This is a genomic window from Mucilaginibacter gossypii, assembly GCF_900100945.1.
GTDB lineage: Bacteria > Bacteroidota > Bacteroidia > Sphingobacteriales > Sphingobacteriaceae > Mucilaginibacter > Mucilaginibacter gossypii.
In genome coordinates this window covers 76,298-90,168 of record NZ_FNCG01000013.1, presented here as the reverse complement: position 1 = coordinate 90,168, position 13,871 = coordinate 76,298, and the positions used below count along the sequence as shown (strand labels likewise).

Sequence of the window (13,871 nt, the reverse complement as noted above, 5' to 3'; positions counted from 1 at the left end):
CACCCAACCCTCTCCTAAGGAGAGGGCTTTAATTTAAAAGTCTCCCCCTTTGGGGGAGATTTAGAGGGGGTTAAACCTTATCCCCTTCACATTCAACTGTATCGTTCTTCTTTCGCGCCAAACATTTTCTTCTATCGAATAGCACATTTCGAACGGAACACCCGGCCTTAATTGTTCCAGGTACTGGCCGTGGTTAAAGGCTATGCAATCAAATACTGCCGATCCTTCCTGCATTACGCTCATTTTAATGTGCGAGCCGCCAACCAAACCGGCGTTACCACTAACATACACATTTTTACTTATGAAAACCGGCGCCATATTTTCGGGCCCGAAAGGAGCAAATTGGCTCAGGATCCTGAAAAATTTTGGTTCTATCTGGCTTAAACGTAATTCGGCGTCAATTTGTATTTGCTGGATCAATTGTTCGGGTTTTATGGTAGAGCTTACCACCTCCTCAAACCTTTCAATAAAAGCTTCAAGGTTTTCGGGGGCCATGGTAAGGCCGGCCGCATACTTATGCCCTCCAAACTGGATCAGCAGATCTTTGCAGCCACAAAGCGCTTCGTACAGATCATATCCTAAAACCGAACGTGCCGACCCGGCTACATGCCCATTTGAACGGGTAAGCACAATGGTTGGTCGGTAGTATTTTTCAGTAAGTCGCGACGCCACAATACCTATTACCCCTTTATGCCAATCTTCATTAAAAACCACCGTCGATTTACGGGCAATCAACACCTCGTCATTTTCTATCATGCCAAGCGCTTCGTCGGTAATGGTAAGATCATGCCCCTTGCGTTCGGTATTGCGCACATTGATCATGGCGCTTTTTTCTTTGGCAACCTCTTTATCCGTTGCTATCAGTAATTCAACGGCATGTTTGGCGTCATCTATCCTGCCCGCCGCATTAATCCGCGGGCCCAGCGAAAATACTACATCTGATATAGTATATGTCCCTGTCTTGCCCGCTATCTCCATCAAGGCTTTAACGCCTATACATGGGTCAGTATTTATTTTTTGCAGGCCGAAATGAGCCAGCACCCTATTCTCTCCGGTGATATGAACAATATCACAGGAGATGCTGATCACCACCAGGTCGAGATAGCAGTTTACTTCTTCAATTGGGATATTATTTTTTTCGGCATAGGCCTGGATCAGCTTGAAGCCAATGCCGCAGCCGGATAATTCTTTATATGGATATTCACAATCTTCGCGTTTGGGATCAAGCACCGCTACCGCTGCCGGAATAGATGTGCCTGGCAAATGGTGATCACAGATGATAAAATCAATGCCTTTTTCATTGGCATAGTCAATTTTATCAACTGATTTAATGCCGCAGTCGAGCGCTATGATTAACGTAATACCATGCTCGGCAGCGTAGTCAATTCCCTGGGTAGAGATCCCATAACCTTCTTTGTAGCGGTCGGGGATATAATATTCAATATTGGTATACAGCTTTTTGAAAAAACTGTAGGTTAGCGCTACAGCTGTGGTGCCATCCACATCGTAATCACCGTAGATCATGATCTTTTCGCCTGCTGCCATGGCTTGCTCAATACGGAGGATGGCCTTTTCCATATCCTTCATCAGGAATGGATCGTGCAGGTGCCGGTGATCGGGCCTGAAAAAATAGCGGGCATCTTCAAAGGTGGTAATACCACGCTGCACAAGCATAGCGCTTAATACGGTATCGATATTGAGTTGGGCGGCTAATTTTATTACATCATCATGGTTTGTATTATCCTTTAGCGCCCAACGTTTATTCATATCTTTGCAGCTTGAAACAGTAAATATACTTATGCTCTGTTAAAGAGCCAAAGGTACATTCAAAATCTGATACTACGTTTACTATGGAATTTTTTGCTTTAGGTGAGGGCTCATATTCGGTTGATGCAACCAAGAAATTTATCCCGTTTAACCCGGAAACTGATAACCCCAAAGACCGCCCGGCTTCGTTGTTCATTCACGTTAACCCCTTCCTCATCAAAACAAAAACCGATCTGATTGTATTGGATACCGGCCTTGGCTTTAAAGATACCCGCGACGAGCTCATGCTGCACCAAAACATCCGTAATGCGGGTTTCGATCCGGATGATGTAACCCTGGTGATGATGTCTCACCTGCATTATGACCACTCAGGCGGTTTGGTAGTTGAACGGAATGGTAAATTAGTACCCAGCTTTCCGCAGGCCGAGCACGTGATCAATAAACAGGAATGGGAGTTTGGGATCAGCGGCAAAGGCTCATCGTACCATGTTGAAATATTTGAAGCGTTACAGGCCGAAGGAGCTAAGATAACTTTAGTTGAAGGCAGCGGTGAGTTTAAACCGGGCATCAGGTATGAACATTCGGGTGGTCATTGCCCGGCGCATCAGGTATTTTGGTTTGATATAGAAGGCGAAAAAGTATTTTTTGGCGGTGATGAGCTTCCCGAACCAGAGCAACTGTTGAGGAAATTCATAGCCAAATACGATATGGACGGCCGCAAGGCTATGATGCTGCGCGAAGAATATGGTAAAAAGGCTGCCGCCGAAGGATGGAAATGCCTGTTTTACCATGCTAAATCGTTCACTATCGGAACCGTTGAAACAGAAGGAGACCATTTTAAGGTTAAACCGGTTTAATTTTCGGCAGCTACCTCAAAAAGTTCTTTTATCTTTTCAACGTTGAGCGGCTTGGAGATAAAATCTTTAACCAACGGATATGAACGCGCTTTGTTAATATCGTTGCTAAAAACGGATGATGAAATAATATAGATCTTGCTTTTGCCCAGGGGATCGAGGTTGAGGCGCTTATACTCATCCAAAAATTCCCAGCCATTCATAATGGGCATATTAATATCAAGCAAAATATAATCGGGCAGTTTATTAGGGTCTTTTCTCTGGATATCAGAAAGTTGCTCAATCGCATATTTTCCGTTCAGACAGGCCATAATTTCTGTATTAAGTAAAGCTTTCTTTATCAGTTTTATGGAGATAAAGTTATTTATCTCATCATCATCAACCAGTAATACACTTATGGCTTTATTGTTAATATTCATATCTAAAATTTAAGCGCGTTGTTTTATACGAGACCACGATTCAAAAAGTTATATTCCTTATAGTTGTAAATTATAAAAAACAATACATTTAAACGGCTCCGCAGCGTGAATATTTCATTTGATCTGGCCACTTAAATAAAGTTCAAAAAAATACAGGACAGAAATTAGCCATTGAATTTAAAAGGCGTAGTCATGCTCCACCCGGCAAATGCGTACTTTATAATTCAGGTACCATTTATCGCGCCCCTGCTGCTGGGCAAACAGGTGCCGGGCATTAGCTTTCCAATTCTTAATAGCTTCAACCGACTGCCAATAAGACACCGTAATTCCAACATTGTTACGCGCCGATTCAACGCCCAGAAAACCTTCCTGCTGCCGCGCCAGTTCAACCATTTCATTAGCCATATCGCCATAGCCTTCCTCTACACCGGTACGTACCGATGTGAATATTACCGCATAATAAGGGGGCTGTGGTGTTTGGGCGATAAGGCCCTCTAAATCTCCCCTAAAGGGGGAGACTTTTGAATTACCTTCGGGATTAGCTGAACTCATAATATATATTTCTGCGAAAAATAAAAACCCTCCTTGTTTAGGGGAGGGTTGATTTAAAATCTATTCAATCACGCTTTCTTCAAACTCATACTCTTCCAGCGGAGGGCATGAGCAGATCAGCGTTCTGTCGCCATAAGTGTCATTAACCCTGCCCACCGAAGGCCAGAATTTGTTGGCAGCCACGTAAGGCAGCGGGAATGCTGCTTTTTGACGGGTATAAGGATGCTCCCACTCGTTGCCGGTAATTACAGCTACGGTATGAGGTGCATTTTTTAACGGATTGTTTGTTTTATCAGATAAACCATCAACCACATCGGCAATTTCATGGCGGATGGAGATCATGGCATCGCAAAAACGGTCGAGCTCATGCTTAGGCTCTGATTCGGTTGGCTCAACCATTACCGTACCCGCAACCGGGAACGAAACAGTTGGCGCATGGAAACCATAATCCATTAAACGTTTGGCAATATCCGTAACCTCAATACCTGCCGATTTAAATGAGCGGCAATCCAGGATCATTTCATGCGCACAACGGCCATTAGCACCAGCATATAGTACAGGGTAATGCTCCTGTAACCTGGCTTTAATGTAGTTGGCATTCAGGATAGCATAACGGGTAGCGTTAGTCAAGCCTTCGGCACCCATCATGGCAATGTAAGCATGTGATATGATGAGTATAGATGCAGAGCCCCATGGCGCTGCAGATACTGCATGGATTGATTTCCCCCTGTCGATATCAACTACAGCATGACCAGGCAAGTAAGGAACCAAATGTTTAGCAACACCAATTGGGCCCATGCCTGGGCCACCGCCACCGTGAGGGATACAGAATGTTTTATGCAGGTTAAGGTGACAAACGTCGGCACCGATATTGGCCGGACTGGTTAAACCTACCTGCGCGTTCATGTTAGCACCGTCCATATAAACCTGGCCGCCGTTTTCATGAATAATTTCGCAAATTTCAATGATGCTTTCTTCAAATACGCCGTGAGTTGATGGGTAAGTAACCATCAGGCATGAAAGCTCGTTTTTGTATTGCTCAGCTTTGGCGCGCATGTCGGCAACATCAATGTTTCCGTTATCATCGCACTTAACCACCACTATCTTCATGCCGGCCATAGCTGCAGATGCAGGGTTGGTACCGTGTGCCGATGAAGGGATCAGAGCAATATTACGGTGGCTATCGCCCCTGTCATTGTGATAAGCGCGGATTACCATTAAACCGGCATATTCGCCTTGCGCACCGGCATTTGGTTGCAGGCTCATGGCTGCAAAACCGGTGATTTCGCTTAGCCAATTGTTGATCTCATCAAACAGCTGCATATAACCGCCAACCTGGTCGGTTGGGGCAAATGGATGGATTTTACTGAACTCGGCCCAGGTAACAGGTACCATTTCGGTGGTAGCGTTCAGTTTCATGGTACAAGAGCCTAAAGCTATCATAGAGTGGCAAAGCGAAAGATCTTTCGCTTCCAGTGATTTGATATAACGCAGCATTTCATGTTCAGACCGGTGGGTATTGAACAGGCTGTGCGTTAAATATGCAGAGGTACGCTGAAGTTCTGTAGGAATAACCGTTTCAAGGCTTGCATTAACGCCATCGAAATCAACATCGTTAAATGTTTTACCTTTAACTTTGGCAAAGAACCTTACTATGGTTTTGATATCCTCAACCGAAGTTGTTTCATCGATAGAGATAGTAACTATTGAACCTTCATAGTTTAGGTTCATTTCGTTATTCAACGCTTCAGAATGAATAGGGCCTGCAAGATGTGCTACATCAAACTTGACAGTATCAAAGTACGCTTCGTTAAGCTGCTCATAACCAAGCTGTCCTAAAGTTTTAGCTGTTAATACGGCTAAACCGTGGATCCTTTCGGCAATCGCTTTAATCCCATCCGGACCATGATATACGGCGTACATACCAGCCATAATAGCTAACAGTGCCTGTGCGGTGCAGATATTTGAGGTAGCTTTATCGCGGCGAATGTGCTGCTCGCGGGTTTGCAGGGCCATGCGCAGGGCATAATTATTGGCGCTGTCGATAGTAACACCGATGATGCGGCCCGGGATAGAACGTTTATACTCTTCTTTAGTAGCGAAGAAAGCGGCATGAGGGCCGCCAAAGCCCATCGGTACACCAAAACGTTGCGACGAACCAACAACGATATCGGCACCCCATTCGCCCGGAGGGGTTAATAGCGCAAGGCTCATGATATCGGCAACAACGGTAAGCTTAATACCTTTTTCATGACCTTTTGCAGCAAAATCGGCGTAGTTATAAACCGCGCCATTGCCGGCAGGATATTGTACAATAGCGCCAAACATATCGTCGGTTAACTCAACGGTACGGTGGTCGCCTATTCTCAGCTCAATGCCATAAGGCTCTGAACGGGTTTTTAAGATATCAATAGTTTGCGGGAACACTTCTTCAGAAACGAAGAAAACGTTGGCGTTGTTATTTTTACGCAAGGTATATTGCATAAACATAGCCTCGGCAGCGGCAGTACCTTCATCAAGCAAAGAAGCATTGGCAATTTCCATACCGGTAAGGTCAATAACCATGGTTTGGAAATTTAGCAAAGCCTGCAGGCGGCCTTGTGCAATTTCGGCCTGGTATGGGGTGTACTGCGTGTACCATCCGGGGTTTTCAAGAATATTGCGCTGAATAACGCCCGGTACAATTACATCATAGTAACCTTTGCCGATGAATGACTTGAAAACTTTGTTTTTTGAAGCCGTTTGCTTTAAGGTGTTCAGGTAATCGAACTCGCTTTTTGCCGCGGGCAGGTTAAGCGGTTTGGCAAGCCTGATCTTTTGCGGTATGGTTTGCTCTATTAATTCATCAAGCGTACTTACACCGATGGTTTTTAACATTTTGGCCGTGTCGGCCGCGCTTGGAGCAATGTGCCTCGACTGAAACTGCTCCTGATAGGTTGTATTCAACTTCATGAATTAATCGTCCCTCTTAAATTTACCGCAAAGGTACGATTTTGCAACATGAGTAACAATTAGCTAATATGATATTGACAATGCATTTACAGGAAAAAAATGTAATTTGGCTCTTGAATACCTAAACATGACGGGCAGGCGAGTTTTACTCTTTATCACTATTTTTCTTTTCATCAGCTTTAAAAGCTTTTCAGCTGTTTTTACGGTAACCAGCAATGCCGATTCGGGGCCGGGTACCTTGCGCGAAGCATTAACCTTAGCCGCGGCTAATGGCAGTGCGGAAAAAGATTACATTTATTTTAATTTACCCAACCTGACCGTTGCCGACAGAACCATTTCTATTAAAACAGATCTGCCCGAGATTACTTCAGATATTGTGATCGACGGCTCGACGCAGCCTGGCCCCCCTTTATCCATAAACGGCGCAAAAGTTGTTATTAACGGTTTTAATGAACAGGCGAGGATTCGGTTTTGCTTTATTGTTGGTACCGTGAACACATTTGAGCTTTATGGCATTGTTGCTAAAAACTTTTTCGTTGCCGACGGTCCGCAGGGAGGATATGGGGGTATCTTTGTATCACTGCAAGGGAAAATAGGGCATGTAATTATCGGCGCGCCCGGAAAAGGTAATGATATATACAATGTTGGCTGGGCCGTTGAAGGCATGGGCGAAGACAACTCATTAAACCTGCCTACCTGCCGGGTCCAAACATTTGAAATGAAAAACAACCTGATTGGTATTGGTGAAGACGGTATTAAGATAGGCGCCTATAAACAATCCATAATAGGCTTGCCGTTTACTTTCAATGTAATTATAGGTGGTGACAACAAAAATGAAGGCAATACTATTTTCGATTTGGTAAGTTTAGTGCCCGCCGCGGCACATCAGGACCTGGAACAGGATTTTAATTTCAAGATCAAAAACAACATTTTTTCGGCCAATTCCCAACAGCAACGAACCAATGATCCTTATATCGATATCGATAGAAACGACCAGGCCTTTGTAATGGGTGTTGAGCCATTGTTACACTACTCCAAAAAATCAACTGGTGAGGTCTTAGATAACGTTTTCGGGTACACACTATTCGTATCCGGATTAACCAACCTCAATCTTAATATCCAGCATAATTTTTTTGGCACTTCAACCGATCAAAAAAATAAAATTCCGGTTGGCGGCGAGGCCATAACGTTTTACTATACCGAAGGGAATATTTTAGTGGGAGGGCCAGATAACAGCAAAGGCAATGTATTTACCAACTGTGTTCAGGATCAGCGCGCTATAGATTATGAAGAAGCGGTGGTAAACACCGCCGTATCCGGCCCCGATTTTAATTATCTAAACCATGTTGAGCTGTCGCACAACTCATTTTACTGCAATAACAATCCGGCCTACACCATACAAACCGTACTTGAAAAGAAGCCCATTAGCGTCTCTGTTGATCAATTATCTGCAACAAATGTAAATGGCATCACCAAACCAAATGCCCGGGTGGAATTATTTTATACCGATAAAGAATGTGATCAATGCCAACCTAAAACCTATGTAGCAACAACTTATGCCGATGCCGCCGGTAAATGGACCTACAACGGAAGTTTACTGCCAGGTTACGGCGTTATGGCCGGGGCTACGTTGAACAATATATCGTCGGAATTTACTGATACGCGGATCCTTTTTTCAAATACTGTAGTGATCACCCACCAGGAATGTGATATGGGCGGCTCTATCAAAAACGCGTTAGTGGTAACCAACGCTAAAAAACTGGAATGGTTAAATGAAAACGGCGATGTGGTTGGCACCAAAATAGATTTAGAAAACGTACCGGCCGGGAAATACCGCTTACGGGCCGAGCAATTTGGTTGCGTTAAATATTCGCCCTATTTTCTTGTTGAAGATCATACACCGAAATTTTTCGATTTCGAGAAAAAAGTGATTCAGCCATCCTGCGGCAACGGAGGGGCGATTACCAACTTGTACACTTCATTTGCGGATAAAACCGAATGGTTTAATGGTAAAAACGAGGTGATATCCAATCAACAAGATCTGTACAACCTTGCCGAAGGTAGCTATACGCTGCGCATTACCGGGCCGCGGGGCTGTGTAAAAACTTATGGGCCTGTCGTTTTAAAAAACACAACCGGCCCAACAATTGATCAATTACATCCCAATAAACAATCAACCTCCTGCGGCCAATCTACAGGTTCCATAAAAAACATTATTGTCACAGGTACCGGCAATATAAAATACAGCTGGCTAAACTCACAACACCAGGAAGTTGCCACCACTAATGACCTTACCGGGCAGCCGGCAGGTATGTACACATTAAAAGTTACAGACGACAGCCAATGCGGCCCTGTATATTCTTCAGAGATCGAGATACCTGAAATTAACGTCATAACGCTTGATGAAAACAACGTTACAAAAGGGCAGGCAACCTGCAATCAAAATAACGGCTTTATCAAAGGGATAACAGCTCCGGGGGCAACACATTATCAGTGGGTTAATTTGGCCGATAACAGTACGGCAGGCTCAACTATCAATTTACCAAGCGCCGCTGCCGGCAGTTACCGGCTTACTGTAAGCAATGATTTTGGATGCAGCAAAATAAGCGGGATTTACACTATTGATGCCACTCCTCCTACTGTTTATCCAAACTATAATGCTAATATCATCAATAGCTGCGCAGGTCAAAACAACGGCACAATCACCATAATAACGGATAACCCTGTTAAAACTATGCGATGGGTGGATGCTAACGACCAGCCCGTAGGCACAGATGCAAACCCGCACGGCCTTAAACCCGGCACATATAAGGTTTACTTTACTGATGCCAACGGTTGCGAAACGCTGTACCCGCATGATTTTACGGTTAACGAAATTGCTCCTTTGCAAATAGTACCCAACTCCGAAAGCCAAACAAACGACCAATGCGGGTTAAACACCGCCAGTATAAAAAACATTCAAATTACCGGAGGCACACAGCCTTACACCTATCTATGGCTTAATGAAGCCGGAGATCATATAAAAACATCACAAGATCTTAGTGGCATCGGGGCAGGAGCTTATACCTTACAGGTTCAGGACGCCAGCGGTTGCGGCGTTATGGCAAGTCGCATTTATACTGTTTTAAATGAAAACAGCAGCATTGATGCGCCGATAATTGCCCCCTTGCAATTATGCGCTCCGGGCGAAGCTTTGCTATCCGTCAGTTCTCCATCTGCCGGGAATACCTATCGTCTTTATGATTCGCAAACAAGCACTCAATACCAGGATGAACAAACCAATGGCATCTTCAAAATCAAAGCAAACCCCAATAGCACTTATTATATAAGCAAGGTTAGCGGCCAGTGCGAAAGTGAACGAACCCAGGCGCAAATAACCATCAGCTTATCTGCTATTGATATCCCAAACGCGTTCACACCTAATGGCGACGGCAAAAATGACTACTGGAAAATAAACAATGCTCAAAATTATCCGCAGGCAATAGTCCAGATATTTACCAGGTACGGGCAAAAAGTATTTGAATCAAAAGGGTATAGCGTACCATTTGACGGAACTTATAATGGCACCAAACTTCCTTCGGGAGTGTACTATTATATTTTAAATCTCGGTAAAAGCTGCAATTTGCTCTCAGGCAGTTTGTCAATCATCAGGTAACTATACAGCATTTCACCATTTTGATGTTATTTATTGTATAATAACCATCTGATCAATATAATATTCACAGTGTACTTACAGCAAAAAAGTGTATTTTGCAGCTGATTACCTAAATCAATGTTTATCAAAAAATTATCACTCTTAGTACTACTCATATCGATCTTGTGTTGCAATGTGGCCCTCGGTGCTACATTTATAGTAACCAGCAATATAGATGCCGGTCCCGGAACACTTCGCGAAGCCTTAACAAATGCAGCAGCTAACGGTACCGCAACACAGGACATCATCCAGTTTAAATTACCGGGAACACTCGTATCTGATAGAACCATCAGGCTAAGAAGCCAGTTGCCTGCCATTACATCTAACGTTGTTATTGATGGCACAAGTCAAGCTGGCATAGCTTTTGGCGTATCTGATGCACGGGTTATCATTGAGCCTGAAACAACGCCTGTAAATTTCAGCGGTCTTTTTATTAACGGCGATCCAAACTCGGGAGGGGCGGTAGCAAAAAGCATTGAGATCTACGGCCTGTATATCCGCAACTTTGCCAAAATCACCAATTTCTCCAATCCCGATTTTAACCAGGGTTCGGGTATTTATATTTTAGGTGATGCCTCAAATATCATAATAGGCGCGCCGGGCAAAGGCAACGTTATATGCGGAAACCTTAATGGTATTGTTAATTATTCAAACTACTATAACGTTAACGGCCTTGCCGATGCAAGCATTCAAAGCAATATAATCGGCTTACTTGACGACGGCTATACAGCCGCCAGCAATTTTGACGGATTGAACCTTTTTATCAGCAAAACTGTTAACATAGGTGGTGCAAATGCCAATATGGGCAACATCATATCGGCCAACGCTGTAAACATCGGTATCGGCAACACGTCCAATTTTACTGTGATGCCAGGGACTATCAATATTCAAAATAACAAAATAGGCACTGATTATACCGGCAAAAAGGATTTTAAAAACATCCCGATATTTCAGCAGAACGCGTTTATGAAGGCTTATGGCATCAGTATCAATGCTACTAATACTACGGCGAATATCAGCGCCAATATTATTTCGGGGCAACGTTTTGCAGGGATCGCTATTGAGCAGGCTACATTTAATATTACAGGTAATAAGATAGGTACTGATATAACCGGCACGGCCGATCTGGGAAACGGCGAAGGCATCAGGGTTGGCGAAAGTTCGTCGGGCACCATTGGAGGGCCGAATGCAGCAAATAAAAACTACATTGGTTATAATCAGTATGGCATTGAATCCCTTAACAGCAGGCATACACTCATAACCCGGAACAGCATTTTTTGTAATAAAGATTATGGCATAAGCGTCATGAGTAATTATTACACCGTTCCTTTTGTGCAGGTGCTCAATTTTGGCAGTACAGCGGTATCGGGAGTAGCTACACCAAACTCGGCTATCGAACTTTTCTTCTCAGACGATTGCGGAACTATATGTCAGGGCAAAACCTACATTACCACTGTTCAGTCGGATGCAAGCGGCAAATGGACATATTCAGGCAGTATCGCCAAAGCAGTAATAGCCACTGCTACCGATGGTAGTAACAACACTTCTCCGTTTTCATCGTTGGTAATACGTGATGATGATATAGTTGTTAAACATTATACCTGTACCCCCGGCAGCATCACTATAAAGCAAGACAGAAGCGGGTTATTATTTCACTGGGATAAAAAGGAGCAGAACGGCAGCCTTACAGCAATAAAAGATGGTCAGAATGTTTCGGGCCTTTTACCTGGCACCTATCAGCTCACGGTTCAATACCCGGGTGGCTGCCAGAAGGTAACACAACTTTTTGAAATAAAAGATCTTCGGATCAAGATCCAAAACGTAATTGTTCCGGTTCCGGAATGCCGCCAAAAACTGTTCCCTTTTAACGTAAACTTTACCGGCGGTGCAGGCAATCTCACTTTTACATGGAAGGACAAGAACGGCAACGTAGTGGCCAATACCCAGGCCCCCTACCTGCCCGAAGGCTCATTTACTGTAACTATTCAGGACGAGGCCGGCTGTTCGGCAACATCAACCCTTACGCCACCTATAAAAGCCAAACCGGGCCCCGATTATGACTTATCTACAATGGTTGTGACCCCTGCCCGTTGCGGTATAGCCGACGGCAGCATAAAAAATATTACAACCAAAGTTGGTATTGGTACGCTTACCTACAAATGGCTTGATGCTGCAGGCAACACCGTCGGTACTTCGAAAGACCTGGTAGGTGTAAAAGGCGGTTTGTATACCCTGGTGCTGATGGATCAAAGTGAATGTAGCCCCTATGCCACTTCACCATTATTTATCTCAGAAACAAATTCGGTAATCATTTACGATGGCTTTATTACCCCTGCCAAATGTGGTGAAAATAATGGTTCGATAACCGGTGTTGGATATCAAAATGCCAATCAACTACAATGGTACGATCCGCAGGGTAATCCCATCCCTACCAATCCTGCAAACCTCGACATTTTTAATCTTGCTGATGGCTTATACCGGCTAAGTGCGATAAATTCTATTACGCATTGTAGTAATGATAAATATTTTCCGGTTGGCCGTTTGGCTCCGGAAGTATTTACAATCAAGAACCTTATTAACGTTCCCACAACCTGCGGGCTCAACAATGGCAGCCTCCATATTGATTTTGAGGGAACTATAAAGCCAAGTTCTTATCAATGGATTAATGAAGCGGGTACAACAGTAAGTTATGGCACCGATATACCTAATGCCCCCCCCGGTTCATATACGCTTCATGTAACCGATAAAAATGGATGTGCTTCTGTATTGGGTACCTGGGTAATACAGGCAACCCCTTTGCTACAATTTTCGGCGAATAATGCCCCGATAGCCAAGCCCGATGAGTGCGACCAGCTATTGGGCAGCATTACGGGCATTGATGTTTCCGGCGGTGTGCCTCCATATAAATTTATCTGGACCGACGCCACCGGCAATACCGTAGGAAACGAAAAAGATTTAATAAACGTGGGTAAAGGCACTTACTCGTTAATAGTTACTGATGCTACCACCTGTGCAATACCACTACCATACAGCGGCAGCGTGGATAATCAGGAGTATAGTCCCGATGCTCCTGTATTAAACGACCAAAGGATCTGCCTGCCCGGAAAAGTGGGCCTGTCTGTTTTAAACAAAACTACAGGCATGTATAATTTATATGCCGATGCTACATCAACAACGCCGCTTCAAACCAGTAATACCGGCAATTTTGAAGTATTAATAACCGAAACCAGTGATTATTATATCTCATACAGCATAGGGTCATGCGAAAGCCCGCGCACCAAAACACATATTGAAGTTGTATTGGTCGACGTAAAATTCTCCAATACCATAACCCCCAACGGCGATGGTATAAATGATTACTGGAAGATAGAAGGCCTTGAAAAATTCCCCGGCACTTTAGTTCAGATCTTTAACCGTTACGGAAAAAGGGTATTCGAATCAAAAGAATACGCCACGCCATTTTCCGGGCAGTTTAATGGCTGGCTGCTGCCTTCGGGGGTGTATTATTACATCATTAACCTCAATACTCCTTGTAAACTGCTATCTGGCAACCTTACCTTGATCAGGTAATTTTTTAACAACATCATGACTAACCTGCCGCTTCTTTTGCGGCGGGTATATTATATTATAAAA

The 13,871-nt window shown here is 44.0% G+C and carries 7 protein-coding genes; 3 read left to right on the top strand and 4 right to left on the bottom strand.

The window, feature by feature from the left end; all coding sequences use genetic code 11:
* Positions 1-60: 60 nt before the first annotated feature.
* Positions 61-1,767, bottom strand: coding sequence for a single-stranded-DNA-specific exonuclease RecJ (recJ, locus tag BLS28_RS21305; protein WP_091172139.1), 1,707 nt, complete (start codon positions 1,765-1,767; stop codon positions 61-63).
* 83 nt (positions 1,768-1,850) lie between these two features.
* Between recJ and BLS28_RS21300 the strand changes: the two genes are divergently transcribed.
* Positions 1,851-2,624: an MBL fold metallo-hydrolase gene (locus BLS28_RS21300; protein ID WP_091172137.1), complete on the top strand. Its 774-nt coding sequence runs from the start codon at positions 1,851-1,853 to the stop codon at positions 2,622-2,624.
* Here the strand turns inward: BLS28_RS21300 and BLS28_RS21295 are convergent.
* The 3 genes from BLS28_RS21295 to gcvP all read right to left on the bottom strand — a co-directional run bounded on the left by BLS28_RS21295 (position 2,621) and on the right by gcvP (position 6,544).
* Positions 2,621-3,040: a response regulator gene (locus tag BLS28_RS21295; protein ID WP_091172136.1), complete on the bottom strand. Its 420-nt coding sequence runs from the start codon at positions 3,038-3,040 to the stop codon at positions 2,621-2,623. The two genes, BLS28_RS21300 and BLS28_RS21295, sit on opposite strands and share 4 nt — an antisense overlap.
* 177 nt (positions 3,041-3,217) lie before the next feature.
* Positions 3,218-3,592: an antibiotic biosynthesis monooxygenase family protein gene (locus BLS28_RS21290; protein ID WP_091172134.1), complete on the bottom strand. Its 375-nt coding sequence runs from the start codon at positions 3,590-3,592 to the stop codon at positions 3,218-3,220.
* A 60-nt stretch (positions 3,593-3,652) separates the two neighbouring features.
* Complete coding sequence (gene gcvP / locus BLS28_RS21285) at positions 3,653-6,544, bottom strand: aminomethyl-transferring glycine dehydrogenase (RefSeq protein ID WP_091172132.1); 2,892 nt, start codon at positions 6,542-6,544, stop codon at positions 3,653-3,655.
* A gap of 127 nt (positions 6,545-6,671) precedes the next feature.
* On the opposite strand from gcvP, the gene BLS28_RS21280 reads away from it, so the two are divergent.
* Both BLS28_RS21280 and BLS28_RS21275 read left to right on the top strand, forming a co-directional pair.
* Positions 6,672-10,199, top strand: coding sequence for a T9SS type B sorting domain-containing protein (locus tag BLS28_RS21280; RefSeq protein ID WP_091172130.1), 3,528 nt, complete (start codon positions 6,672-6,674; stop codon positions 10,197-10,199).
* Between the two features lie 117 nt (positions 10,200-10,316).
* Positions 10,317-13,808, top strand: a complete 3,492-nt coding sequence (locus tag BLS28_RS21275; protein WP_091172128.1) for a T9SS type B sorting domain-containing protein — start codon at positions 10,317-10,319, stop codon at positions 13,806-13,808.
* Positions 13,809-13,871 lie beyond the last annotated feature (63 nt).